This is a genomic window from Pseudomonas sp. RC3H12 (genome assembly GCF_018596375.1).
GTDB lineage: Bacteria > Pseudomonadota > Gammaproteobacteria > Pseudomonadales > Pseudomonadaceae > Aquipseudomonas.
Genome location: NZ_CP075595.1, coordinates 4,266,560 through 4,292,744 on the forward strand (window position 1 = coordinate 4,266,560; position 26,185 = coordinate 4,292,744).

At 63.3% G+C, this 26,185-nt stretch carries 20 protein-coding genes, 1 tRNA gene and 1 pseudogene; 5 read left to right on the forward strand and 17 right to left on the reverse strand.

Translation table 11 applies throughout. The annotated features are described in order from the left end of the window. Positions 1 to 103: 103 nt before the first annotated feature. Positions 104 to 943: an alpha/beta hydrolase gene (locus tag KHO27_RS19405; RefSeq protein ID WP_111533286.1), complete on the forward strand. Its 840-nt coding sequence runs from the start codon at positions 104 to 106 to the stop codon at positions 941 to 943. Positions 944 to 1,109: 166 nt separating this feature from the next. On the opposite strand, the gene KHO27_RS19410 is transcribed toward KHO27_RS19405, so the two are convergent. Continuing rightward, on the reverse strand, positions 1,110 to 1,922 hold the full coding sequence (locus KHO27_RS19410; RefSeq protein WP_023632678.1) for a helix-turn-helix domain-containing protein: 813 nt from the start codon (positions 1,920 to 1,922) through the stop codon (positions 1,110 to 1,112). 181 nt (positions 1,923 to 2,103) lie between these two features. Between KHO27_RS19410 and KHO27_RS19415 the strand changes: the two genes are divergently transcribed. Both KHO27_RS19415 and KHO27_RS19420 read left to right on the forward strand, forming a co-directional pair. Then, positions 2,104 to 3,546 (forward strand): alanine/glycine:cation symporter family protein, encoded by a 1,443-nt coding sequence (locus tag KHO27_RS19415; RefSeq protein WP_023632679.1) that lies wholly within the window; start codon positions 2,104 to 2,106, stop codon positions 3,544 to 3,546. Between the two features lie 231 nt (positions 3,547 to 3,777). Then, on the forward strand, positions 3,778 to 4,767 hold the full coding sequence (locus tag KHO27_RS19420) for an asparaginase (protein ID WP_214500655.1): 990 nt from the start codon (positions 3,778 to 3,780) through the stop codon (positions 4,765 to 4,767). Between the two features lie 95 nt (positions 4,768 to 4,862). Here KHO27_RS19420 and KHO27_RS19425 read toward each other — a convergent pair. The 8 genes and pseudogenes from KHO27_RS19425 to KHO27_RS19460 form a co-directional block, all read right to left on the reverse strand. Beyond that, positions 4,863 to 4,958 (reverse strand) — tRNA-Sec (locus KHO27_RS19425). A gap of 6 nt (positions 4,959 to 4,964) precedes the next feature. Continuing rightward, positions 4,965 to 6,887, reverse strand: coding sequence for a selenocysteine-specific translation elongation factor (gene selB / locus KHO27_RS19430; protein WP_214500656.1), 1,923 nt, complete (start codon positions 6,885 to 6,887; stop codon positions 4,965 to 4,967). Continuing rightward, a complete protein-coding gene (gene selA, locus KHO27_RS19435; RefSeq protein WP_214500657.1) occupies positions 6,884 to 8,311 on the reverse strand; it encodes an L-seryl-tRNA(Sec) selenium transferase in 1,428 nt (475 codons plus the stop codon). The genes selB and selA overlap by 4 nt, the downstream gene beginning before the upstream one ends. A gap of 133 nt (positions 8,312 to 8,444) precedes the next feature. Next, positions 8,445 to 9,365 (reverse strand): formate dehydrogenase accessory protein FdhE, encoded by a 921-nt coding sequence (gene fdhE, locus KHO27_RS19440; protein ID WP_214500658.1) that lies wholly within the window; start codon positions 9,363 to 9,365, stop codon positions 8,445 to 8,447. Positions 9,366 to 9,369: 4 nt separating this feature from the next. Next, positions 9,370 to 10,026, reverse strand: a complete 657-nt coding sequence (locus KHO27_RS19445; RefSeq protein WP_102684367.1) for a formate dehydrogenase subunit gamma — start codon at positions 10,024 to 10,026, stop codon at positions 9,370 to 9,372. Then, positions 10,023 to 10,973: a formate dehydrogenase subunit beta gene (gene fdxH, locus KHO27_RS19450; protein ID WP_038707246.1), complete on the reverse strand. Its 951-nt coding sequence runs from the start codon at positions 10,971 to 10,973 to the stop codon at positions 10,023 to 10,025. The genes KHO27_RS19445 and fdxH overlap by 4 nt, the downstream gene beginning before the upstream one ends. Continuing rightward, positions 10,973 to 14,041, reverse strand: coding sequence for a formate dehydrogenase-N subunit alpha (gene fdnG / locus KHO27_RS19455; protein ID WP_214500659.1), 3,069 nt, complete (start codon positions 14,039 to 14,041; stop codon positions 10,973 to 10,975). Before fdnG ends, fdxH begins: the two co-directional genes overlap by 1 nt. A 219-nt stretch (positions 14,042 to 14,260) precedes the next feature. Further along, positions 14,261 to 15,063, reverse strand: a pseudogene (locus KHO27_RS19460) (EamA family transporter); the annotation flags it as partial. 822 nt (positions 15,064 to 15,885) lie between these two features. On the opposite strand from KHO27_RS19460, the gene KHO27_RS19465 reads away from it, so the two are divergent. Further along, positions 15,886 to 16,389 (forward strand): GlcG/HbpS family heme-binding protein, encoded by a 504-nt coding sequence (locus KHO27_RS19465; protein ID WP_250888386.1) that lies wholly within the window; start codon positions 15,886 to 15,888, stop codon positions 16,387 to 16,389. A gap of 88 nt (positions 16,390 to 16,477) precedes the next feature. Here KHO27_RS19465 and KHO27_RS19470 read toward each other — a convergent pair whose 3' ends face one another. Beyond that, entirely contained in the window at positions 16,478 to 17,026 is a 549-nt protein-coding gene (locus KHO27_RS19470; RefSeq protein ID WP_023629920.1) for a single-stranded DNA-binding protein, read from the reverse strand. A 9-nt stretch (positions 17,027 to 17,035) separates the two neighbouring features. Further along, on the reverse strand, positions 17,036 to 18,430 hold the full coding sequence (locus KHO27_RS19475) for an MFS transporter (RefSeq protein WP_198754391.1): 1,395 nt from the start codon (positions 18,428 to 18,430) through the stop codon (positions 17,036 to 17,038). A gap of 129 nt (positions 18,431 to 18,559) precedes the next feature. On the opposite strand from KHO27_RS19475, the gene uvrA reads away from it, so the two are divergent. Then, a complete protein-coding gene (gene uvrA / locus KHO27_RS19480) occupies positions 18,560 to 21,394 on the forward strand; it encodes an excinuclease ABC subunit UvrA (protein ID WP_046857340.1) in 2,835 nt (944 codons plus the stop codon). Positions 21,395 to 21,466: 72 nt separating this feature from the next. Here uvrA and bfr read toward each other — a convergent pair whose 3' ends face one another. From bfr to rpsK, 6 genes are all read right to left on the reverse strand, one after another. After that, complete coding sequence (bfr, locus tag KHO27_RS19485; RefSeq protein WP_028690240.1) at positions 21,467 to 21,931, reverse strand: bacterioferritin; 465 nt, start codon at positions 21,929 to 21,931, stop codon at positions 21,467 to 21,469. 162 nt (positions 21,932 to 22,093) lie between these two features. Further along, positions 22,094 to 23,533 (reverse strand): catalase, encoded by a 1,440-nt coding sequence (locus KHO27_RS19490; protein ID WP_214500660.1) that lies wholly within the window; start codon positions 23,531 to 23,533, stop codon positions 22,094 to 22,096. 170 nt (positions 23,534 to 23,703) lie between these two features. Beyond that, positions 23,704 to 24,090, reverse strand: a complete 387-nt coding sequence (gene rplQ / locus KHO27_RS19495; protein WP_003255451.1) for a 50S ribosomal protein L17 — start codon at positions 24,088 to 24,090, stop codon at positions 23,704 to 23,706. Positions 24,091 to 24,132: 42 nt separating this feature from the next. Continuing rightward, complete coding sequence (locus KHO27_RS19500; protein ID WP_003255452.1) at positions 24,133 to 25,134, reverse strand: DNA-directed RNA polymerase subunit alpha; 1,002 nt, start codon at positions 25,132 to 25,134, stop codon at positions 24,133 to 24,135. 22 nt (positions 25,135 to 25,156) lie between these two features. Further along, entirely contained in the window at positions 25,157 to 25,777 is a 621-nt protein-coding gene (gene rpsD, locus KHO27_RS19505) for a 30S ribosomal protein S4 (protein ID WP_023629185.1), read from the reverse strand. 15 nt (positions 25,778 to 25,792) lie between these two features. Beyond that, a complete protein-coding gene (rpsK, locus tag KHO27_RS19510) occupies positions 25,793 to 26,182 on the reverse strand; it encodes a 30S ribosomal protein S11 (protein ID WP_012270237.1) in 390 nt (129 codons plus the stop codon). Between the last annotated feature and the right edge of the window lie 3 nt (positions 26,183 to 26,185).

A 26,185-nucleotide genomic window follows, 5' to 3' on the forward strand; every position in this document is an offset into this window, starting at 1 on the left:
AAGGCCTGGCGCGCGCCGCGTGCCGATTCGAACCGGTCGGGCGGGTGTTCCGCCTTTGCCGACAGCTACTTATACTGCGCATGGCCTGTTCAAGGAGATCAACATGGATGCCGAGCCGAACACCGCGCTGCGCGCCAGATGGCAATACGACGAACCCGCTCCCGGCCCGGAACGCTTCATCGACGAGGCTTTCGACGGCTATCGGCAACAGGCTCGCCTGCTGCTCCCGGCACATGAGTGCGCCCCCACGGTCTTCGTGGTCGGCGGCGCCCGCTCCGATTTCACCCGCCTGAACCCTTTGCTCTATCGCCTGCAACAGCAGGGGATCGGTTCGCTGACCGGCAACCTCTCCGGCCACAGCCTGGCCAGCGAGCCTGGTGCAAAGGACGCGTCGTTGGCCAGCAATCTGCAGGAAGCCCTGCGCTTCCACCAGCATCTGGACGCGCGCAGCGACACCCTGGTCGGCCACAGCCTGGGCGCCGCCATCGCCCTCAAGCTGGCCGCCCAGCGCCCCAACGTGCGCAAGCTGGTGCTGATCTGCCCGGCGGTCTATCCCGATGCGGCCCATGTCGCCCCCTTCGGTCCGGCCTTCAGCGAAGCGATCCGCAAGCCTTATGCGTTCCTCGATTGCGACAGCTACGCCTTCCTGCGCCAGTTCCAGGGCCGGGTGCTGCTGGTAATCGGCGAATATGACGGGCTCAACTCCAAGGTGCACGGCCAGGGCCCCGGCACCTCGGCCGGCACCCGGCGCCTGGCGGGAGTCGAGCGCTACAGTCCGATCCCCGAGGAGGTCACCCACGCCTTGCTGCGTTCGGTGCCGGCGCCCCATGTGGAATGCCTGATGCTCACCGACTGCGACCACGGCATCGCCGCGCACCTGCGTGACCGGCCACAGGTGGCGGATCAGGTGGCCGACGCGGTGGCGGCGTTCATTCTCGATTGAATTCGGTGGAGCGCTGCTGTCCTTGCGTGGGAGCGGGCTTGCCCCGCGATCGCGTCTGATCGGGCGACCCTCGTTGGTCGTGCCGACGCTATCGCGGGGCAAGCCCGCTCCCACGCTGGTGACGCTGTCGAAGGGCTGGGCAATCTCCAGCAGGTCGTGATGGTGGCTACTCGATCTCGAACAACCCGTTGCTGATCATCCCCGCACTGAGGCGGTCACGGATATCGTCGTCGATACGCGGATCGTCCGGGCGGTACAGCTTGATCTGCCGGAAGGCGTTGATACGGTTGATCTCCTCGCCCAAGTACTCCCACACCACCCGGGTGCAGGCCGGGTTGCGCCGGTCACCGCTGGAAACCCCGGTCTTGAGACCGTTCAAGCGGCTGATACGGCTCTTGAAACTGGGGATGAGCACGGTCTGGCTCATCTCGTTAAGGGTCAGCGACTCGTAGTCGATCAGGAACATCCGGTCCTGCAACTGGAACGCCGCGCCCAGGTAGCGGCAGCGCACCTCGGCATGCCGGTCGAGGCCGCTGCTGCGTTCCTGACGCTCCTGGCGCTCGAACAGGAAACTGCCGCGCTCCTCCCACAGGTGCACCAGCGACACCAGGATCGAACCGGGCACCGACATGCAGTTGGAGTATTCGAAGTAATAGCCGCAATAGCGCGAGAGGTTGCCGGCTTCTTTATGCAGAGGCTTGAACAGCTCGCTGATGGGGTCGTCCTGGGGGCCGACAGGCTGCTGCTGGTTGCGTGCACCGATCAGGCGGGCGAACTGCTCGGGCGGCAGGCCCAGCTCGTAGTCCTCCACGCCGAAGAAGTCGCCGATACGCTTGAGGTTGTAGGCCGTCGGGCGGCTCTGGCCGCTCAGGTACTTGTTGAACTGCGCCCGATTGATCGACAGCTGCCGGCAAACCTCGGAGATAGAGCGGTAGTGGCTGCAGGCCAATTTGAGGTTGATAGCGAAATGATCGCCCATGATACGCGGGTCCAGGTGATGCGAGTGGCGCCATTCTAGCATCAACTCGCACCAAAATGGAGCAACCCGCGAAATTGTAACCATAGTTGTCATAGCCAACCATGCGCCCCCAATGAATAGCGGTGCGCCTGCCGTCCGCTGGTCTTTCCATGCGAAGAATAAGAATCGAGGTCATTTTCCAATGCTCGAAGCACTCAACGATTTCCTTTCGGGGAAACTCCTCATCGTGCTGATCGTCGGACTCGGCGGTTACTTCACCATCCGCTCGCGGTTCGTCCAGTTCCGTCACTTCGGCCACATGTTCGGCGTCTTCAAGGAATCCCTTCGCGGCCAGGCAGGCCAACTGAGCTCGTTCCAGGCCCTGATGCTGAGCCTCGCCGGCCGCGTCGGCGCCGGTAACATCGCCGGTGTCGGTATCGCCGTGACCCTCGGCGGCCCAGGCGCCGTGTTCTGGATGTGGGTCACCGCACTGGTGGGCATGTCCAGCAGCTTCTTCGAATGCACCCTGGCCCAGGTCTACAAGCGCGCCGACGGCGACGGCCTGTACCGCGGCGGCCCGGCGTACTACATCCAGCACGGCCTGAAGCTGAAAAGCATGGCCATCGTGTTCTCGATCCTGCTGCTGGTCACCTACGGCTTCGCCTTCATCGGCCTGCAGTCGTACACCGTGACCCACTCGCTGCAGAACGCCTTCGCCTTCGATCCCAAGCAAACCGGCATCGTCCTCGCCGTGCTGCTGGCCATCACCTTCATCGGCGGCATCAAGCGCATCGCCGCTGTGTCCGACCTGCTGGTACCGGTCAAGACCCTGGCCTACATCGGCGTGACCCTGTACGTGATCGGCACCCAGATCGAGCACGTACCAGCCATGCTGGAAACCATCTTCAAGAGCGCCTTCGGCCTCGACCCGGCGTTCGGCGGCCTGCTCGGCAGCGCCATCGTCATGGGCGTGAAGCGTGGCGTGTTCGCCAACGAAGCGGGCCTGGGCAGCGCGCCGAACGTGGCCGCCGTGGCCGCCGTGAAGCACCCGGGCGCCCAGGGCGTGGTCCAGGCCTTCAGCGTGTTCCTCGACACCTTCGTGATCTGCACCTGCACCGCGCTGCTGATCCTGCTGTCGGGCTTCTACACCCCGGGCTTCGAAGGTGACGGCATCGTCCTGACCCAGAACTCGCTGGCCGCCGTGGTCGGTGACTGGGGCCGCATCTTCGTCAGCGTCGCGCTGTCGCTGTTCGTCTTCACCTGCATCCTCTACAACTACTACCTGGGCGAGAACAGCCTGCAGTTCCTCAGCCGCAACCGTGCCGTGCTGATGACCTTCCGTGGCCTGGTGCTGGCGCTGGTAGTGTGGGGTTCGACCCAGGACCTGTCGACCGTGTTCGCCTTCGCCGACATCACCATGACCTGCCTGGCCTTCGTCAACCTGATCGCCCTGGCCATGCTGTTCAAGGTCGGCCTGCGCGTGATGCGCGACTACGACGCCCAACGCAAGGCGGGCATCAAGCAGCCAGTGTTCGACTCCAGCAAGTTCGCCGACCTGGACCTGGACCGCGCCGCCTGGCCGGCCAACCCGCAGGCTGAAACAGCCGCTGACAAAGCCGCCGCCCCGGCGCCAGCGCAGCACTGATACCCTGCCCTGCCACAACCGCCCCGCCCGGGGCGGTTGTCTCTTTCTTCGCGCGGCTTTGTACAAAAAGTCGCCGAGCGGCGATCAGGCAAGGCGAAAACAGGCGAGGAACGGTCGGAGTCGCGCTCGACTTTACGAGTTGTAAATGAGCATTCCGAGCCTGTTTTCAACGCCGCCTGATCGTCGCGCAGGCACTTTTCGTGCAAAGCCACATCGCTACGGAATCCTCCCATGCGTCCAGTCAAGAATCTCCTCGTCCTCTACACCGGCGGCACCATCGGCATGCTGCAGACCGCCGAAGGCCTCGCGCCGGCCGGTGGCTTCGAAGCGCGCATGCGCGAACACTTTGCCGCCTGCGGCGATGCGCCAAAGGTGCAATGGGCGCTGCGTGAACTGAACCCGCTGATCGACAGCGCCAACATGCAACAGGCCAACTGGCTGGCGATGCGCGATGCCATCGTCGAGGCGGTCGAACGCGACGGGCATGACGGCGTGCTGGTGCTGCATGGCACCGACACCCTGGCGTACAGCGCCGCTGCCCTGTCGTTCCTGCTGCTGGGCCTGCCGGTGCCGGTGCTGCTTACCGGCTCGATGCTGCCGGCCGGCGCGCCGGACAGCGATGCCTGGGCCAACCTGGTCGGCGCGCTCAATCTGTTCGAGAACGGCCTGGAAGATGGCGTGCAGCTGTATTTCCATGGCCAGTTGCTGCACGGCTGCCGCGCCTCGAAACTGCGCAGCGAGGCGTTCGACGCCTTCACCGTGCTGCCGCGCCATCGTGATGGCGAGCGTGCCCCGCAACTGCCGACCCGCCTGGACTACCGCCAGCCACGCCAGCCGGTCAAGCTGGCGGTCATGCCGGTGTTCCCGGGCCTTGCCGCCGAACACCTGCGCGGCCTGTTCGACAGCGGCATCCAGGGCCTGGTGCTGGAGTGCTACGGCAGCGGCACCGGCCCGTCGGATGATCAGGCGCTGCTCGACGCGCTGCACGACGCCCGCCAGGGCGGCGTGATGATCGTTGCCATCAGCCAATGCCCGGAAGGCTCGGTGGTGTTCGACACTTACGCCGCCGGCAGCCGCCTGCGCGACACCGGGCTGGTCAGTGGCGGCGGCATGACCCGCGAGGCGGCGCTGGGCAAGCTGTTCGCGTTGCTGGGCTCGGGGCTGGATGTACAGGCGGCGGAGCACTGGTTCGCGCTGGACCTGTGCGGCGAGCGCGCCTGATTCGCAGATCTTCCGTTCGCCATCGCGGGGCAAGCCCGCTCCCACAAATCCGTGGGAGCGGGCTTGCCCCGCGATCGTTTCAGCATCTGGAAAAGTGGCGGAAGGCAGCGGGAGTCGAACCTGCCCGGGAACGGCTGCCGTCCCCAACCGGGTTTGAAGCCCGGCCGCGCCACCGGGCGCGATTGCCTTCCTTGAAATCAGGGCCCGTGTTGCGGTTGGGCCAGGGCGCTGTCGACGCGAATGTGACGCAGGTCGCCAACTCGTCGGGTCAGGCCGATGCGGTCGAAGTACTCGAGGATCTGCACACTGCGCTTGCGACCGATGGCCAAACCATCGCGAAACGCCGCGACCTGCACTATCGGCGAAGTCGCAGCCTGGCGCAACAGCAGCTCCGCCATGCGCCTGAGCGTCGCCTCCGGGTAGAACAGGTCACGCACCACCTGATGCACAAGGCCCAACCGGGCCAGCTTGCGCAACAACAGCCGGACATCAGCCTCTTCGCAACCCTCCTCGCCGGCCAGGGTCCGTACCCAGGGCGGGTCGAACTCACCTGCCAACAAGCGCGGCAACAGACGCTCCCACAACGCGTTGTCCGCGGCGCTCAACTGGACCCGGTGGTCCGGCAGGTGCAGCCACGGGCCACTGCTGCTGATCGCACCTGCGCCCAGCAGCTCATCGAGCAAGCTGACAAACGCGGGGCGCTCCAATGGCAAGGCGGTAAAGCGGCGCAAGCGGTCCCGGTCCGGGCCAAGCTGGTCGGGCTCTTGCGCATGGAACTGCGCCAGACGCTCCAGCACCTGTCGCTTGAGTGCCTGCCACTGTAAGCGATCGAACAACAGCTGACCTTGACGGGTGGCAATCACCAGCACCGAATCCGGCAACTGCCAGGTCTCGCGCAAGCGGTTGAACTGGCGCTCCAGACGCCGGGGCTCGAGACCGCCGGGGGCCGCCTCGAGCAGGGCCGACAACGCTTGCTCGAGATTGTCGGCGGCGCGCAGCACCTGCAACTGACGCAAGCGCGCTTCGCTGCGCCGTTGCCGACTCGGGGCGAACGGGTCGAGCACACGCCCACCACCCAGCGTGCGCTGGGCGCGTTGGTCACGCAGCACCAGGCGATCCCCATGCACCGCCTGCAGCGGGGCATTGAGCAGCAACTGGGCAAACATGCGCTGGCCGGCGGCGAGCCGCTCACCTTCGAGCAAGGCAACCCGGGCGGTGACATCCTGTGTGCCCAGGTGCACGTGCACTGCGCTGAAATGCTCGAAGGCGCGGGTTTCACCCGGCAGCAGGGTGAAGTCGATATCGACCCGCACGCTGGGCGCATGCAGCCACTCCGGCACAAGCCAGTCGCCACGATGCACCTGCTCGGCCGAGAGCTTTTCCGCGCTGATGTTCAAGGCCACCCGCTGCCCGGCTGCGGCGACCAGGGCTGCCTGGTTCTGGGCATGCAGGCCACGCACCCGCACCGCTTTGCCGGCCTTGCCGAGCAGCAAGGTATCGCCGACGCTGACCTGCCCGGCCAGCGCCGTGCCGGTGACCACGACTCCCGCTCCGGAAACCGCGAAAGCTCGGTCTACCGCCAGACGGAAACCGCCACGCACGCTGCGCTGGCGAACATGCGCTTCAGCCGCCAGCAAAGCCTCGCGCAGGGCGTCGATGCCCTCGCCGGACAGGCTCGAAACCGCAAACTGCCTGGCCCCGGCGTAGGGGCCGGGCGCGAGCAGTTCGATGATCTGGGCCCGGACTTCACTCAACCGCGACGGCTCGACCCGGTCGCACTTGCTGATCACCACCAGCGCCTGGGGAATCCCCAGCAACTCGATGATCGAGAGGTGCTCACGGGTCTGCGGCATCACCCCATCGTCGGCGGCCACCACCAGCAGTACCAGGTCGATGCCATGGGCACCGGCCAGCATATTGTGGATAAACCGCTCGTGGCCCGGCACATCGATGAAGCCTGTCAGCGGCGCCCCTTGCGCCAGCGCCGCGTAGCGATAGCCGAGGTCGATGGTCATGCCCCGGTCGCGCTCCTCCCGGCGGGTGTCGCCGGCCTGGCCGGTCAGGGCCTGGAGCAGCGCGGTCTTGCCATGGTCGATGTGGCCGGCAGTCCCGACAATCACTGCACCGCCCCCAGTTGCAACGCCGGCAGTTGCGCCAGCCACTGGGCCTCGTCGTCCAGCTGGCGCAAGTCAAGCCACAGGGCATCGTCGTCGATACGACCGAGCACCGGCACCGGCAGGTCGCGCAACGCACGCTCGAGCACATGCAGGCTGCGCCCGCGCAGTTTCTTCGACACCTGCGGGCGCAGGCACAGCGCCGCGCTGGGCAGCCGCGCCACCGGCTGGCTGCCGCTGCCGATCATGCCCAGTGCCGGCTCGACGCTCACCACCCATTGCGCGCCGAGACGAGCAGCCAACTCGGGCGCCAGGCGCTCGGCCTGGGCGGCGATCTCGGCTTGCGCACGGGTCAGCAGGCGCAGGCTGGGCAGGCGTTCGGCCAGGCGATCGGGGTTGCGATAGAGCTGCAGCACCGCCTCCAGCGCGGCAAGGGTGATCTTGTCGACCCGCAGGGCACGCTTGAGCGGGTTCTTCTTGATCTTCGCGATCAGTTCCTTGCGCCCGACGATGATCCCCGCCTGCGGGCCGCCCAACAGCTTGTCGCCGCTGAAGGTGACGATGTCGGCGCCGTCGGCCAGCGCCTGGCGCACCGTCGGCTCGGCCGGCAGGCCCCAGCGGGTCAGGTCAAGCAGGCTGCCGCTGCCCAGGTCTTCGAGCAGCGGCAACTGATGATCGTGGGCGATGCGCGCCAGCTCGGCGGTGGGTACCTGGGTGGTGAAGCCCTGGATGCTGTAGTTGCTGCAATGCACGCGCATCAGCAGCCCTGTGCGCGGGTTGATCGCGCCTTCGTAGTCGCGGGCGTGGGTGCGGTTGGTGGTGCCGATCTCGTGCAGCTTCACCCCCGCGCGGGCCATGATGTCGGGGATGCGGAACGCACCGCCGATCTCGATCAACTCGCCGCGGGAGATGATGCCCTCCTTGCGTGCGCCCAGGCTGTTGAGCGCCAGCAGCACGGCGGCGGCATTGTTGTTGACCACGGTGACGGCTTCGGCGCCGGTCAGCTCGCGGATCAGGCCTTCGATCAGGTCGTCGCGGTCACCCCGCTTGCCGGTGGCCAGGTCGAACTCCAGGTTCAGCGGATAGCGGGCGGCGACCTGCATCGCCTCCACCGCCTCCTCCGGCAGCAGGGCGCGGCCGAGGTTGGTGTGCAGCACCGTACCGGTGAGGTTGAAGACCCGGCGCACCTGGCTGCGCTGCTGGATGGCCAGGCGCTCGCCCGTGCGCCCGAGCATAACGTCGGCGCTCAGTTCCACGGCGCTCAGCTGACCCAGACGGGCCGGTTCGCGCAGGTCGTCGAGGAGCTGGCGCAGGGTGGCCAGGGTAGCGTCGCGGCCATGACGGTCGAGCAGCGGCTGGCAGGCAGGGTGGCGCAGCAGGGTGTCGATGGAGGGCAAGCGTGGGGTGTCGCTGGCGGGGCTTGGAGACATGCGGTACTACCTGTGACTGATCCGTTGTCTGTTCGGGCCCTCTCGCGGGGCAAGCCCGCTCCCACGCAATACAGGCACAGCGTGGGAGTGGGCTTGCCCCGCGAGAGGCCTCAACTCGATTGCAGTGTAGACACTACCCCGGCGCCAACATAAGGTTCGGCGCCAGCCGATGAAAGCCCTCCTCGTCCAGCCGCATATCCAGCGCCAGGCTCGCCAGGTCATCGGCCAACGGCTCGGCCGCCGCGTCGTTCTCCAGGTAGCTCTGCTTCAGGTAGCCCTGGCACCCCGGACAGCACTCGGCGCGCAGCGGTGCCTTGCCCGGCGCATGGCGGTCATCCTCGAGGCTGCTGTAGCGCAGGCCCTTGCTCGACTCGCAGTACACGCACTTGACCCGCACCACATGCCATTCGCAGGCACACAGCGAACAGGCCAGGTAGCGCAGGCCGTTGTGCTTGCCGCGATTGCGCACCACACCGGCCATGGCCGGCGAGCCGCAGGCCGGGCACTGGGCCAGGCTGCCAGCGGGCTTGAGCTCAGGCTCTGGCAGCGTCAGCAACCAACTCGACCAGGCGGCCTGCAACGCCGCGCCCAGGAAGGGCACCAAGGCCGCCGGTACGGCATCGTACTGGCCACCGAGCAGCGCGATGGCCCAGCCCTTGCGCTGTTCGTCACCGCTCTCGCGCAGGCTGCCCAGCGCCGCTGCCAGTGGCCCTTCGGGCGTCGGTTCGAAGTGATCGAGCAGCGCTTGCAGCCACACCAGCCACTGCCCTTCGCGCACCAGGCCGTCCGCTGCCAGGGGTGGCAGGCCATGACTTATGCACAGGCGCTGACGCTCCTCGGCTACCGGCAAGCCACCGGGCGGGTTATCCACAAGCTGCTGCTGGATCCGGCACAGGCGCGCGACCAGATGCAGATACTCGCCAAGGGCATTGCCCTCGGCCAGGTGCTCCAGGCGCGCGGCCCGCACTGCGAACAGATTGGCGGGCGGCAGATGCAGGAACGGCGGCATTACCGCCGACGCTTCGATCTGCCCGGGTTCGAGAATCGTGCTCAAACGCTCATCCTTCTTTTCTACCGTGATTGTGCGGCGTCTTGTCGCCGGTGACTTCCCGGTACCACAGTTCATGGTGCTTGCGCGCCCAGGCGCGGCTGACCCAGCCATGCAGCATCGCGCCGATCGAGCCCTTGATCCAGATCCCGGCGTAGATGTGCACGATGATGCTCAGGATCAGCACGAACGCCGCCAGGGCATGCAGCAAGGTCGCCAGTCGGATAGCACCGATATCAAAGTAATGGCTGAACCAGGCCCGCCAGATCACCACGCCGCTGACCAGCAGCACCAGCATGCACGCCAGCAAGGTCCAGAACAGCAGCTTCTGCCCAGCGTTGTACTTGCCGATCGGCGGCACGCCCTCTTCCTTGTTGAGCATCACCCGGTCGATGCGGCGCAGCCACAGGCGGTCGTTGGCGGTGATGAAGTTGGCGCGCCAGAAGCGCAGCACCAGGCCAAGGAAGAACACGAACATGGCCACGCCGATGAACGGGTGGAGGATCCGTGTCCACGGCCCGCCGCCGAACAGGTGGCTGAGCCAGAACAGCGCCGGGTGGAACAGCGCCAGCCCCGACAGGCCGGCCAGCACGAACAGGATCGCGACGATCCAGTGGTTGCTCCGCTCGTTGGCGTTGTAGCGCAGGATAGGCTTGTTGTCGTTCATGGCCGCTGCTCCCCCTGCCCGCCCGGGCGGTTCGGATCATAGACATGCACCGCCGGGTCCACCTGGTGGACATCGTTATCCACAGGTGCCGGATGCTCATCCTCCTCGACCCGCTGCGGGCCGACACGTACGTAGTGGAAGAACCCGGCCAGCACCGCCGCGCCCATGGCAAGCAGCGCCAGCGGCTTGCTGAAGCCCTTCCACAGCCCGACCAGCGGGCTGATCACCGGTTGGTCCGGCAGACCGGCGTAGATCCGCGGCGTATCAGCATGGTGCAGCACGTACATCACGTGGGTGCCGCCGACACCGTCCGGGTCGTACAACCCGGCGTTGTCGTAGCCCCGCGACTTCAGGTCGACGATGCGCTCATCGGCGTGCACCTTCATCTCCTCCTTGCTGCCGAAGACGATCGCCCCGGTCGGGCAGGTCTTCACGCAGGCCGGCTCCAGGCCCACGCTCACACGGTCGGAACACAGGGTGCACTTGTACGCCTTGTGATCCTTCTGCGAAATGCGCGGGATGTTGAACGGGCAGCCGGTGATGCAGTAGCCGCAACCGATGCAGTGGTCCTGGTTGAAGTCGACGATACCGTTGGCATGCTTGATGATCGCCCCCGGGCTCGGGCACGCTTTCAGACACCCCGGATCGGCGCAGTGCATGCAGCCATCCTTGCGGATCAGCCACTCCAGGTTGCCGTCGTCGCGCTCGTGCTCGGTGAAGCGCATCAGGGTCCAGGTTTCGGCACTGAGGTCCTGGGGGTTGTCGTAGGTGCCATGGTTGTGGCCAACCTCGTCACGCAGTTCGTTCCACTCCGAACACGCCACCTGGCAGGCCTTGCAGCCGATGCACTTGGTGGTGTCGATCAGCTTGGCGACTTCCTGCTGCTGGCGTACCGAGGGCGGCACGGTGGTGGTGGCCGAGCGGGCAATGATGTCTTGGCTGGCCATCAGTGTTTCTCCACTTTGACGAGGAACGACTTGGACTCCGGCGTCTGCGTGTTGCCATCCCCGAGGAACGGCACCAGGGTGTTGGTCAGGTAACCGTGCCGCGTGGCGCCGGTGAAGCCCCAGTGCAGCGGGATGCCGATCTGGTGCACGGTCTGGTTGTTGACCTGCAGCGGGCGGATGCGCTTGGTCACCACCGCCACCGCATCAATGTGCCCGCGCTTGCTCGATACCCTTACCCGGTCACCGGCCTTGATGCCCTTCTCGTTCGCCAGCACCTCGCCGATCTCGACGAACTGCTCGGGCTGGGCGATGGCGTTGAGCCGGCAATGCTTGCTCCAGAAGTGGAAATGCTCGGTCAGCCGGTAGGTGGTCGCGGCGTGCGGGAACTCGTCGTGGGTACCCAAGGTGTCCCACACCGAATCGAAGATCCGCCCGGCCGGGTTGCTGGTGGCCTTCTTGTTCTGCGGGTGCAGCGGGTTGATGCCGATCGGTGTCTCGAAAGGTTCGTAATGCTCGGGGAACGGGCCCTCGGCCATCTTGTCGATGGCGAAGAAGCGCGCCACACCCTCGGGGTTCATGATGAACGGATTCATCCCCGCTTCCGGCGGCGAGTCGACCTTGAAGTCGGGCACGTCGGTGCCGGTCCAGGCCTTGCCGTTCCACCACACCAGGCGCTTCTTCTCCGGGTCCCATGGCTTGCCTTGCGGGTCGCTGGAGGCGCGGTTGTAGAGGATGCGGCGGTTTGCCGGCCAGGCCCAGGCCCAGTTCTGCACCTGGTGCATGCCATAGGGATCGCTGTTGTCGCGACGGGCCATCTGGTTACCCTGCTCGGTCCAGCTGCCGGCGAAGATCCAGCAGCCCGACGCGGTGCTGCCGTCATCCTTCAACTGCGCGAAGCCGGCGAGCTGTTGCCCTGCCTTGAGCGTGGCACCGGTGGCGTCGGTGAGATCACTGACCGCCCAGCCGTTCATCTCCTTGGCCAGCTCTTCGGGGGATGGCTCCTCAGGGACCTTGTACGGCCAGCTGATGTTGAGCAGTGGGTCCGGATAGGCGCCGCCCTCGGCCTGATAGCGCTTGCGCAGGCGCAGGAACAGCTCGCTCATGATGTGCACGTCGGTACGGGTCTGGCCCGGCCCATCGGCGCCCTTCCAGTGCCACTGCAGCCAGCGGCTGCTGTTGACCAGCGAACCGTCCTCTTCGGCGAAGCAGGTGGTGGGCAGGCGGATCACCTCGGTCTGGATGTTGGCCGTGTCGACGTCGTTGAACGGGCCAGCGTTGCGCCAGAACTCGGAGGTCTCGGTGGCCAGCGGGTCCATGATCACCAGCCACTTGAGCTTGGCCAGCGCGGCGGTGACGCGGTTCTTGTCCGGCAACGCGGCGATCGGGTTGAAGCCCTGGCACATGTAGCCGTTGACCTTGCCCTGGCCCATCATCTCGAACATGCGCAGCACGTCGTAGGCCGGTACGTCGAGCTTGGGCAGCCAGTCATAGCCCCAGTTGTTCTCCGCCGTGGCATTGGCGCCGTACCAGGCCTTCATCAGGCTGACGTGGAACTTGCCGTAGTTCTGCCAATACGACAGCTGCCCGGGGCGCAGCGGTTTGGAGGCACGCTTGTCGATGTAGCTGGCGTAGTCCTGCTCGGCGTCGCCGGCCAGCGTGAGGTAGCCCGGCAGCGAGTTCGACAGCAGGCCCAGGTCGGTCAGGCCCTGGATGTTGGAGTGTCCGCGCAGGGCGTTGACCCCGCCACCGGGCATGCCGACGTTGCCCAGCAGCAACTGCACCATCGCCGCGCTGCGGATGATCTGCGCGCCGATCGAGTGCTGGGTCCAGCCCAGGGCATAGAGGATCGTCATGGTCTTGCCCGGCACCGAACAGGTGGCGATCTCTTCCCAGACTTTCATCATCTGGTCCTGGGGCATGCCACAGGTCATGCTCGCCAGTTCCGGCGTGTAGCGGCTGTAGTGCTGCTTCATCAGCTGATAGACGCAACGCGGGTGCTGCAGGGTCGGATCGACCTTGGCGAAGCCGTCCTCGCCCAGCTCATAGCCCCAGCCGGACTTGTCGGCATACACGCGCTTGGCCGCGTCGTAGCCGCTGAACAGCCCGTCCTCGAAGCCATAGCTCTCTTTGACGATGAACGACACATCGGTGTAATTGCGCACGTACTCGTGCTGGATCTTGTCGTTGCTCAGCAGGTAATTGATCAGCCCGCCCATGAAGGCGATGTCGCTGCCGGTGCGAATCGGTGCGTAGTAATCGGCTACCGAAGCGGTACGGGTAAACCGCGGGTCGACCACGATCAGCCGCGCCTTGTTGTGCGCCTTGGCCTCGGTCACCCACTTGAAGCCGCACGGGTGCGCTTCAGCGGCGTTGCCGCCCATCACCAGGACCAGGTTTGCGTTGGCGATGTCAGACCAGTGATTGGTCATCGCGCCACGGCCGTACGTCGGGGCAAGACTTGCCACCGTCGGGCCGTGTCAGACACGCGCCTGGTTATCGAACCCCAGCATGCCGGTCGAACGGATCACCTTGTGCGTCAGGTAGCCCGCTTCGCTGGAAGCGGCGGACGCGGCGAGGAATCCGGTGGTGAGCCAGCGGTTGACCGTCTGGCCCTGGGCATTCTTCTCGATGAAGTTGGCGTCGCGGTCCTGTTTCATCAGGTCGGCGATGCGGTCGAGGGCTTCGTCCCACTCGATGCGGGTCCACTCGTTGCTGCCCGGCTTGCGCACCTCGGGGTACTGCAGGCGGCTCGGGCTGTGGATAAAGTCCAGCAGGCCCGCGCCTTTCGGGCACAAGGTGCCGCGGTTGACCGGATGGTCCGCGTCGCCCTCGATATGGATGATGTTCTGTTTGACGTTCTTGCCCGCGTCACCCTGGCTGTACATGATCAGGCCGCAGCCGACCGAGCAGTAGGGGCAGGTGTTACGGGTCTCTTTGGTGTGCGCCAGCTTGAAGTGGCGCACCTGCTCGGCGAACGCGGGGGTCGGGGCCATGCCCAACGCCGCAAGGCTCGAGCCTCCAAGGCCGACGGCGGCGACCTTGAAGAATTGCCGACGGTTGAGGTCCATCGTGCACTCCTGATCAGGTTCTCGGGCGCACGGGACTTGGCCGGCGCCTCAGGGACTTCACGGTGGCGGTGGGTAGAGACCGCCAACTGTTAAGCCTAGTCAAGAATCTGGGAAGTGGGGTGATCTGGATCAGGTTGTAAGTAAATCGCCACTTTATTTATACAGGTGCAGAAGTACAGCGCCCGCCAGCACCAGGGCCACCCCGACGACCTGTAGCTAGGACAGACGTTCGCGGTAGAACAGGAAGCCAAGAATGGCGGCAATGCCTCCAGACAAGGTGCTGATCACCGTAACGACTGCGATCGAGCCATGCAGCGCGCCCCAGGAAAACGCCGAGAAACCTCCCAGATTGAAAAGACTGGCACCACACAAGGTCCCCCAGGTCTTGAGCCTGACCGTAATCTGGCCTCGAACATTCGCAGCGCTGCGGGCAGCAGGAACAGAACACCCACCCCATAGCCGAGCGCCAGCATGTTCACTGGCCCCAGCACCGGTAATACGTATTTTCCCTGGACCCAGAAGCTGATGCCATACAGCAGCGCGGCTAGCAGGGCGAAACCGACTGACAGACGACTGCCCGCAGGCGCTTGCCCAGTGCCGCCCTTTGCCTCACGGCTGGCCAGGACCACGCCCAGAAAGCAGGTCAGCAAGCCGAAGATCTGCCAGATGCCCAGCACCTCGCCCCCCAACCACGCCAGCAGCGTGGTGAACACGCCATAGGAAGTCACCAACGTCGCCACCACCGATGTCTGGCCGATCGCGAACGCCTTCGAAAGCGCCAATGCGCCGCTCAGGGTACACAGTGCCGCCATACAGGCGAACAGCAGCACGCTCGTCGGGGCCGCGACCATCTTGGTGAGCTGCTGAGAAGATCCGGCAATGATGAGCCCCATCAACAACAGCCCCAACAACTGCCCGAAGAATACCGCCCGCCTTACGCCGACCGCTCGGGCATTCATGCCAACCAGAAAGTCGGTGGCCCCCCAGAGTGCGGCAGCCAGCAGTCCCATTAGTACATCCATGCCTCAATTCCTGAATGGAAGGGGGGGTGACGATAGATAGCCATTACCTCTCTCCAAGTAAAGTTCAGGTACTCAAAGGAAGCCTTGCATCGGCAATGGCAAGATCCTGCATCACAATCACAGTTAGACAGCATGGCTGTGCTTGCCCCTTATCAGGCCTGCCTGCAAGACAGATCATCTAAATACCTGCCTAACTATAAAGCCGCCAATAGTTGTAATAGGACCCGGATACATCTGTACATATTGAATCAGACTCGGTCCAACTCCCCGATCATATGAAATGATTTCCGGCCCGAAGATCAGCGTCACAACACCTACTGCGCGACTCTCATGCCGATGGACCACACAACCCAGCCGTTGTAAGTCTCATCACCTGCCTCACCCTAGAGATTGGTGGCGTAGACGTCCTCCGAACCCTCTACACATAGTCTCCGGCAATAGAATTCAACTGCATGTCGATTTCCTGCTTATCTTCAGCGGTCATCTTTACACCCCAGCAGAGAAAGTCCAACAGCTTAAACCACGCCTCTCTCCTGGCCACCCCAAAAAGTAAATTCAGAACCGTCCTACATATCTATTTACTAAGTATTTCGCTTATGCACCATGCATTTCAAAATGCCAAACCAACATCTCGGATCAATCTCACCCCTTGGAAACACACAAAACTACCAGAGTGACGGTGCTTAACCACCGAGTAGCTGAACGGCTATCTTTAAACAGGATGAGATGGCGCAAGCAGTAGCAGAGCAAAATGCCCCTACACAACATTAGGAAAGGTCTTACACCAAGTGTACGAACTTGCTTGCTAGGTTGGTAGTACACATGGACGAGGTATTTATCATGAACGTGAAACGGTCACTCGGCAGCCTTCTGCTCAGCGCCGCGATACTCCCCTCCCTCACCGTGGCAGCCTCTCTGAACAATGACGCCGCGCCTCAAGTCACCGCCGAACAAGCACGCTCCATCGCCAATGCCGCTGAACGCGCCGCCCGCGCCCAAGGCTTCGCCATCGTCATCAGCATCGTCGACAACCATGGCAACCTGAAGCATTTCCACCGCATGGACGGCACCAGCAGCGGCAGCATCCAGGTCGCGCAGCTCAAAGCCGCTACATCTGCACGCTTTCCACTTTCATCCCGCTCGCTGGGTGAACGCAGCGCTGGGTTGCCAGCCAATTCCTACGCTTCGCTGCCCGGTTTCACTTTGCTGGAAGGCGGGTTGCCAATCATTGATGCGAACGGCAGGCATATCGGCGGTATAGGCATCAGCGGAGCAACACCAGAGCTTGATGCACAATTTGCCCAGGCGGCGCTCGAAGAAAGCTGACAGGCAAAAAGAAACCCGCTTCATGCCTGAAGCGGGTTTCTTGTCACAGCTCCGTTCACCTGTGGTACCTAGTGCCCACAGGAAAGGATCAGAACGGAATATCGTCGTCGAAGCTGTCGAAGTCAGCGGCAGGCTGCGGAGCCGGCTGTTGCGGCGCTGGGCGCTGCGGCGCTTGTTGCGGGCGCTGGGCCTGTTGGCGTGGGGCCTGGTTGTACTGTTGCTGCTGACCGCCCTGGTTGTAGTTGTTGCCACCACCCTGGTTGTACTGGTCGCCACCGCCCTGCTGGCCCTGCGGACGACCGCCGAGCAGCTGCATGGTGCCGTTGATGTCGACGATGATCTCGGTGGTGTAGCGCTTGATGCCGTCCTTTTCCCACTCGCGGGTCTGCAGCTTGCCCTCGATGTAGCACTGCGAACCCTTGCGCAGGTATTCGCCGGCGATTTCGGCGACCTTGCCGAACAGCGAGACACGGTGCCACTCGGTGCGCTCGACCTTCTGGCCCGACTGCTTGTCGGTCCACTGCTCGCTGGTGGCCAGGCTCAGGTTGGTCACGGCGTTACCGTTGGGCAGGTAGCGGACTTCGGGATCCTGACCGCAAGTACCGACCAGAATGACTTTGTTAACCCCACGGGCCATAACGTTCTCCTAGGCTTCGCACGCCGAAGAGGCTGGGTTCACCAGACGCTCGAGGGTCGCACGGTCCAAAATTTTCGTATCCAGTTTGATATAGATGGCGGCTTCTTCTGCCACCACCACAGCGTCGGTCACACCCGGCACGGCCATCAGGCGCTCGGTCAGCCCGGCTTCCCGGACCGCTTCCGGCGTCAGCGGCATGCGCAGGCTGGTCACGTACGGCGGCTCGTTCATGCGCAACGCCGTCAGCAGCCAGAAGGCGCACAAGCCAGCGCAGCCGAGGAACACCATGCTCAAGCCACCGTGCTGGAACAACCAGCCACCGAGGATGCCACCCAGTGCCGCGCCAAGGAACTGGCTGGTGGAGTAGACCCCCATCGCCGTGCCCTTGCCGCCGGCAGGCGACACCTTGCTGACCAGCGAAGGCAAGGATGCCTCCAGCAGGTTGAATGCAGTAAAGAATACCACGGTGCCGATCACCAGTCCGCGCAAGTTGTCAGCCCACTGCCAGAAGAACACCTCCACCAGCAGCAGGACACTGACCGCACCGAGCAACACGCGTTTCATCTTGCGCTTCTTTTCCCCGTAGATGATGAAGGGGATCATTGCAAAAAATGAAACCAGCAGCGCGGTCAGGTACACCCACCAGTGCTGCTCCTTGGGCAGCCCGCCGCGCTCGACGAAGGCCAGCGGCAGCGCCACGAAGCTGGCCATCAGGATCGCGTGCAGCACGAAAATACTGATGTCCAGGCGTAGAAGGTCCGGATTGCGCAGGGTCGGGCCGAGGGCCTGACGGGCGACACCGGACTCGCGATGACTCAGCACACTGTGCGAGCTGGGCACGACGAAAGCGATCAGCGCGATGCCGACCAGGGCAAGTCCTGCAGTGGCCAGGAACAATCCTGACAAACCAAAGGCGCGGGTCAACAGCGGGCCGACCACCATCGCCACGGCGAACGACAAGCCGATGCTCATGCCGATCATGGCCATGGCCTTGGTCCGGTGCTGTTCGCGGGTCAGGTCGGACAACAGCGCCATGACCGCCGCGGAAATCGCCCCCGCGCCCTGCAGGATGCGCCCAGCGATAACGCCCCAGATCGAGTCGGCCTGGGCCGCCAGCACACTGCCCAGGGCGAAGATCACCAGCCCCACATAGATCACTGGCCGGCGACCGATGCGGTCGGAAATCACCCCGAACGGAATCTGCAGCACCGCTTGCGTCAGACCATAGGCGCCGATGGCCAGGCCGATCAGTGCAGGCGTGGCGCCGGCCAGGTCCATGCCGTAGGTGGCGAGCACCGGCAGCACCATGAACATGCCCAGCATACGAAAGGCAAAGACCAGGGCCAGGCCGCTCGCGGCGCGGGTTTCGCTGCCACTCATGCGCTCGTTGTGGGTGTCGTGCATGGATTAACCTCGTGTGAACCGGCGGCGATTCTATCAGTCCGACGCCTTGACGGCATATACGCGACGCTTTGCCGCGTACTGGCAGCGCGCCGTATACTGCTTTGTTTATGCCCGCCGAGCGAGGCCGTAGTGGACAAGATCCTGATCCGTGGGGCGCGTACCCACAACCTGAAGAACATCGACCTGACCCTGCCCCGGGACAAACTGATCGTGATCACCGGCCTGTCCGGGTCCGGCAAGTCCTCGCTGGCGTTCGACACGCTGTACGCCGAAGGCCAGCGCCGCTATGTCGAGTCGCTGTCGGCCTATGCCCGGCAGTTCCTGTCGATGATGGAAAAACCCGACGTCGACACCATCGAAGGATTGTCGCCGGCCATCTCCATCGAGCAGAAGTCGACCTCGCACAACCCGCGCTCGACCGTCGGCACCATCACCGAGATCTACGACTACCTGCGCCTGCTCTATGCCCGCGTCGGCACCCCACGCTGCCCGGACCATGACATCCCGCTTGAGGCGCAAACGATCAGCCAGATGGTCGACCTGGTGCTGGAAAAGCCCGAAGGCAGCAAGCTGATGCTGTTGGCGCCGGTTATCCGCGAGCGCAAGGGTGAGCACCTGGCGGTGTTCGACGAGCTGCGCGCCCAGGGTTTCGTACGCGCCCGGGTCAACGGCAAGCTGTACGAGCTCGACGAGTTGCCCAAGCTCGACAAACAGAAGAAACACAGCATTGATGTGGTGGTAGACCGTTTCAAGGTCCGCGCCGACCTGCAGCAGCGCCTGGCCGAGTCCTTCGAGACCGCGCTCAAGCTGGCCGACGGCATCGCCCTGGTAGCGCCGATGGACGACGAGGAAGGCGAAGAAGTGATCTTCTCGGCGCGCTTCGCCTGCCCGGTGTGCGGCCACGCGATCAGCGAGCTGGAGCCGAAGCTGTTCTCCTTCAACAACCCGGCTGGCGCCTGCCCGACCTGCGATGGCCTGGGGGTCAAGCAGTTTTTCGACACCAAGCGCCTGGTCAACGCTGAGCTGACCTTGGCCGAAGGCGCGATTCGCGGCTGGGACCGGCGCAACGTCTATTACTTCCAGATGCTCGGCTCGCTGGCCGCGCATTACGGCTTCAGCCTGGAGGAACCGTTCGGCGAGCTGTCCGCCGAGCACCAGAAGGTCATCCTGCAAGGCAGTGGCAAGCAGAGTGTCGACTTCAAGTACCTCAACGACCGTGGCGACATCGTCAAGCGCTCGCACCCGTTCGAAGGCATCGTGCCGAACCTTGAGCGTCGCTATCGCGAGACCGAGTCGGCCACCGTGCGTGAAGAGCTGGCCAAGTTCCTCGGCACCCAGCCCTGCCCTGATTGCCGCGGCACCCGCCTGCGCCGCGAAGCGCGCCACGTCTGGGTGGGTGAGAAGACCCTGCCGGCAGTGACCAACCTGCCGATCGGCGAAGCCAGCAATTACTTCGGCGCGCTGAGCCTCACCGGCCGCCGTGGCGAGATCGCGGCGAAGATTCTCAAGGAAATCTGCGAACGCCTGCAGTTCCTGGTCAACGTCGGCCTCGACTATCTGACCCTGGACCGCAGCGCCGATACCCTGTCTGGCGGCGAGGCCCAGCGTATCCGCCTGGCCAGCCAGATCGGCGCAGGCCTGGTGGGCGTGATGTACATCCTCGACGAGCCCTCGATCGGCCTGCACCAGCGCGATAACGACCGCTTGCTGGCAACGCTCAACCACCTGCGCGACCTGGGTAACACGGTGATCGTGGTCGAGCACGACGAGGACGCCATCCGCCTGGCCGACTACGTGGTGGACATCGGCCCGGGCGCTGGCGTGCATGGCGGGCAGATCGTCGCCGAGGGCTCACCCGAGGAGGTGATGGCGCATCCCGACTCGCTGACTGGCAAATACCTGTCCGGACGCAAGAAGATCGTCGTGCCGGCCAAGCGCACCCCGCGCAACAAGAAGCTGTCGCTCAAACTCAAGGGCGCGCGCGGCAACAACCTGCAGAACGTCGACCTGGAAGTGCCGATCGGCCTGCTGACCTGCGTGACCGGTGTGTCCGGCTCGGGCAAATCGACGCTGATCAACAACACCCTGTTCCCCCTGGCCGCTACTGCGCTAAACGGGGCAAGCAGCCTGGAAGCGGCGCCGCACGCCAGCGTCGATGGCCTGCAGCACCTGGACAAGGTGGTCGATATCGACCAGAGCCCGATCGGCCGTACGCCACGGTCGAACCCGGCTACCTACACCGGCATCTTCACGCCGATCCGCGAGCTGTTCGCCGGGGTGCCGGAATCGCGTTCGCGCGGATACGGCCCAGGGCGCTTCTCGTTCAACGTCAAGGGTGGGCGCTGCGAGGCCTGCCAGGGCGACGGCCTGATCAAGGTGGAGATGCACTTCCTGCCGGACATCTACGTGCCGTGCGACGTGTGCAAGAGCAAGCGCTACAACCGCGAAACCCTGGAGATCAAGTACAAGGGCAAGAACATCCACGAGGTGCTGGAAATGACCATCGAGGATGCCCGCGAGTTCTTCGACGCGGTGCCGGCCCTGGCGCGCAAGCTGCAGACCCTGATGGATGTGGGCCTGTCGTACATCAAGCTGGGGCAATCGGCGACCACGCTGTCGGGCGGCGAAGCGCAGCGGGTCAAGCTGTCCCGCGAGCTGTCCAAGCGCGACACAGGCAAGACCCTGTACATCCTCGACGAGCCGACCACCGGCCTGCACTTCGCCGATATCCAGCAACTGCTGGACGTGCTGCACCGCCTGCGTGACCACGGCAACACCGTGGTGGTCATCGAGCACAACCTGGATGTGATCAAGACCGCCGACTGGCTGGTGGATTTGGGGCCGGAAGGTGGGTCCAAAGGCGGCCAGATCATTGCCTGTGGCACGCCAGAAGAGCTGAGCAAGATGAAGCAGTCGTACACCGGCCACTACCTCAAGCCACTGCTGGAGCGTGACCGGGCCTGAGTGGAGTCGCTGACATGAAAAAGCCCCTGGTACCGTCGGTGCCAGGGGCTTTTTCGTAGGGCTGTGGATAACTTACATCTGCGACTGCAGGTAGTTCTCCAGGCCGATCGCCTTGATCAGACCCTGCTGCTTCTCCAGCCAGTAGGTATGATCTTCTTCGGTGTCGGCCAGCTGCGCGCGCAGGATGTCGCGGCTGATGTAGTCCTTGTGCAGTTCGCACAGCTCGATGCCCTTGCACAGCGCGGCACGTACCTTGTACTCGAGCTTGAGGTCGGCCTCGATCATCTCCGGCACGGTGCTGCCCACTTCCAGGTCGTCGGCGCGCATGTCCGGAGTACCTTCGAGCATGAGGATACGGCGCATCAGGGCATCGGCGTGCTGCGTCTCTTCTTCCATCTCGTGGTTGATACGTTCATAGAGCTTGGTCAGGCCCCAGTCTTCGTACATGCGCGAGTGAATAAAGTACTGATCGCGTGCTGCCAGTTCGCCCTTCAGCAACGTGACGAGATAGTTGATTACGTCCGGGTGACCTTGCATCGCCCTGCTTCTCCGTGTGAATACGTCAATAGGGCTAGTGTGAACCAGGTTTTGCTCGCGGTCACTGAAAAACGCGCAATTAGAAGCAAAAAATCGGCTAAACAGTAGTGATATTCATTGAAAAACCGCCCAAATGAGGGCGGTTCTTCTTATCACTTCGACTTAGCCGAGATTCACGCCCAATGCCTTGGCAATCCCTTCGCCGTAGGCCGGATCAGCCTTATAGAAGTACTGCAGCTGACGCTGGATGACATCGTCGCTGACACCGGCCATGGTCCCGGCGATGTTGTTGATCAACAGCGCCTTCTGCTCATCGCTCATCAGACGGAACAGTGCCCCGGCGTGGCTGTAGTAATCGTTGTCCTCACGGTGATCGTAACGATCCGCCGAGCCGTTCAGGGCCAGTGCGGGCTCGGCATGCTGCGGCGATTGCTTCGGCGCGCTTGCATGGCTGTTGGGCTCGTAGTTAGGAGCGCCGCCGTATGCGCCGATGGCCATGGAGCCGTCGCGTTGGTAGCTGTTCACCGGGCTGCGCGGCGCATTGACCGGCAGTTGCTGGTGGTTGGTGCCTACGCGGTAGCGATGCGCATCGGCATAGGCGAACACACGCCCCTGCAGCATGCGGTCTGGCGACAGGCCAACCCCGGGGACCATGTTGCTGGGCCCGAACGCCGCCTGCTCAACCTCGGCGAAGTAGTTGAGCGGGTTGCGGTTGAGCTCCAGCACACCGACTTCGATCAACGGGTAGTCCTTCTGCGACCAGGTCTTGGTCACATCGAACGGGTTTTCGTCGCGGCTGGCCGCCTCGGCCTCGCTCATCACCTGGATGCACACGGTCCAACGCGGGAAATCGCCGCGCTCGATGGCCTCGAACAGGTCACGCTGAGCATAGTCTGGATCGCTACCGGCCAGGCGGGCGGCCTCGGCCGGCGCCAGGTTCTTGATGCCTTGCTGGGTCTTGAAGTGCCATTTGACCCAGGTCCGCTCGCCGCTGGCGTTGATCAGGCTATAGGTATGGCTGCCAAAACCGTGCATGTGACGGTAGCCGTCGGGAATGCCCCGATCAGAGAACAGGATGGTGACCTGGTGCAGTGCCTCGGGCGAATGCGACCAGAAGTCCCACATCATTTGCGCGTTCTTCAGGTTGCTCTGCGGGTGGCGCTTCTGGGTGTGGATGAAGTCAGGGAACTTCAGCGGGTCGCGAATGAAGAACACAGGTGTGTTGTTGCCAACAATGTCCCAGTTGCCTTCCTCGGTGTAGAACTTAACCGCAAAACCACGCGGGTCGCGTTCGGTATCCGCAGAGCCGCGTTCGCCGCCCACGGTGGAGAACCGCAGGAACGTTTCGGTCTGCTTGCCGATGCTGTCGAACAGCTTGGCACTGGTGAGCTCGGTGATATCGCGGGTGACGGTGAAGGTACCGTAGGCGCCGGAGCCCTTGGCGTGCACGCGACGCTCCGGGATGTTCTCGCGGTTGAAGTGGGCAAGCTTCTCGAGCAGGTGGAAGTCGTCGAGCAGCAGCGGGCCACGAGGGCCTGCGGAACGGGAGTTCTGGTTGTCGGCTACGGGTGCACCGCTGGCGGTAGTGAGAATCTTGCTCATGGGCTCTCCTGATCGGTCTTGAATTGCCGGCTAATCGGCTTGAGGAGAGTATTGTCGAGCGAGGTTACAAGGACAAATTCATTAAGTGACTTATATCAATAGAAAATAACAATTCACCAGACAACAAAAAACCGGGCCTAGGCCCGGTTTCTTGTAGCAGACAGAACGTCTTACTCGGCAGCTTCTACAGCACCACCGACCGGACGATCAACCAGCTCGACGTACGCCATAGGCGCGTTGTCGCCAGCGCGGAAACCGCACTTCAGGATACGCAGGTAGCCGCCCTGACGGGTGGCGTAACGCTTGCCCAGGTCGTTGAACAGTTTGCCAACGGCGGACTTCGAACGGGTACGGTCGAAGGCCAGACGACGGTTGGCAACGCTGTCTTCCTTGGCCAGGGTGATCAGCGGCTCGGCAACGCGGCGCAGTTCCTTGGCTTTCGGCAGGGTGGTTTTGATCAGCTCGTGCTCGATCAGCGACACAGCCATGTTCTGGAACATAGCTTTGCGGTGAGAGCTGGTACGGCTCAGGTGACGTCCACTTTTACGATGACGCATGATTCATTCCTTACCAAACACAACGTTCGGTGATTACGACGATCAGGCAGTCGCCTTGTCGTCTTTCTTAAGGCTTGCAGGCGGCCAGTTGTCGAGGCGCATGCCGAGAGACAGACCACGGGAGGCCAGGACGTCCTTGATTTCAGTCAGGGACTTCTTGCCCAGGTTAGGAGTCTTCAACAGCTCTACTTCGGTACGCTGAATCAGGTCGCCGATGTAGTAGATGTTCTCCGCCTTGAGGCAGTTGGCCGAACGTACAGTCAGTTCCAGGTCGTCAACCGGGCGCAGCAGGATCGGATCGATCTCGTCTTCCTGCTCGACCACAACCGGCTCGCTGTCACCTTTGAGGTCGACGAACGCGGCCAGCTGCTGTTGCAGGATGGTCGCGGCACGACGGATAGCCTCTTCAGGATCCAGGGTACCGTTGGTTTCCAGATCGATGACCAGCTTGTCCAGGTTGGTACGCTGCTCAACACGGGCGTTCTCGACCACGTAGGCGATACGACGCACCGGGCTGAACGAGGCGTCCAGCTGGAGACGGCCAATGCTGCGGCTTTCGTCTTCGTCAGTCTGACGGGAGTCGGCCGGCTCGTAACCGCGACCACGAGCTACAGTGAGCTTCATGTTCAGGGCGCCGTTGGACGCCAGGTTCGCGATTACGTGATCGGGGTTGACGATCTCGACATCGTGATCCAGCTGAATATCGGCAGCGGTAACCACCCCCGAACCCTTTTTCGACAAGGTCAGCGTAACTTCGTCACGACCGTGCAGTTTGATAGCCAGGCCTTTCAGGTTCAACAGGATTTCAATGACGTCTTCCTGTACACCTTCGATCGCGGAGTACTCGTGGAGTACGCCATCGATCTCGGCCTCGACTACTGCACAGCCAGGCATGGAGGACAACAGGATGCGGCGCAGCGCGTTGCCCAGGGTATGGCCGAAGCCACGCTCGAGAGGCTCGAGCGTGATCTTGGCGCGGGTTGGACTGACAACCTGCACGTCGATGTGACGGGGTGTCAGAAACTCATTTACCGAAATCTGCATGGATGCACCTATTTTCTAGCCCTTACTTGGAGTAGAGCTCGACAATCAGGTTTTCGTTGATGTCGGCGGACAGGTCGCTGCGAGCAGGAACGTTCTTGAAAACGCCCGACTTTTTAGCAGCATCCACATCAACCCACTCAACGCGGCCACGCTGGGCGCACAGTTCAAGGGCTTGAACAATGCGCAGCTGGTTCAGCGACTTCTCGCGAACCGAGACCACGTCACCCGGACGAACTTGGTAGGATGGAATGTTTACAGTCTTACCGTTGACGCTGATCGCTTTGTGCGAAACCAGCTGACGGGACTCGGAACGAGTCGAGCCGAAGCCCATACGGTAAACGACGTTATCCAGACGGCACTCGAGCAGTTGCAGCAGGTTCTCACCGGTTGCGCCTTTTTTCGAGGCAGCAGCTTGGTAGTAACCGCGGAACTGACGCTCCAGAACACCGTAGATACGACGGACTTTTTGTTTCTCGCGCAGCTGGGTACCGTAGTCGGACTGACGGCCACGGCGCTGGCCGTGGATACCTGGGGCTGCTTCGATGTTGCACTTCGATTCCAGAGCGCGAACGCCGCTCTTCAGGAACAGGTCAGTGCCTTCACGGCGAGACAGTTTGCATTTTGGACCAATGTAACGTGCCATTTATCTGTCTCCTGATTACACGCGACGCTTCTTCGGCGGACGGCACCCGTTATGCGGGATTGGCGTCACGTCGGTGATGCTGGCGATCTTGTAGCCGCAGCTGTTCAGTGCACGAACGGCGGACTCACGACCTGGACCTGGACCCTTGACGTTCACGTCGAGGTTCTTCAGACCGTATTCCAGCGCAGCTTGACCAGCACGCTCAGCAGCGATCTGTGCTGCGAACGGGGTGGATTTGCGCGAACCACGGAAACCCGAACCACCGGAAGTAGCCCAGGACAGTGCGTTGCCCTGACGGTCGGTGATGGTCACGATGGTGTTGTTGAAAGACGCATGGATGTGGGCGATGCCATCAACCACTGTCTTTTTGATTTTTTTACGAGGACGAGCAGCAGGTTTTGCCATGTC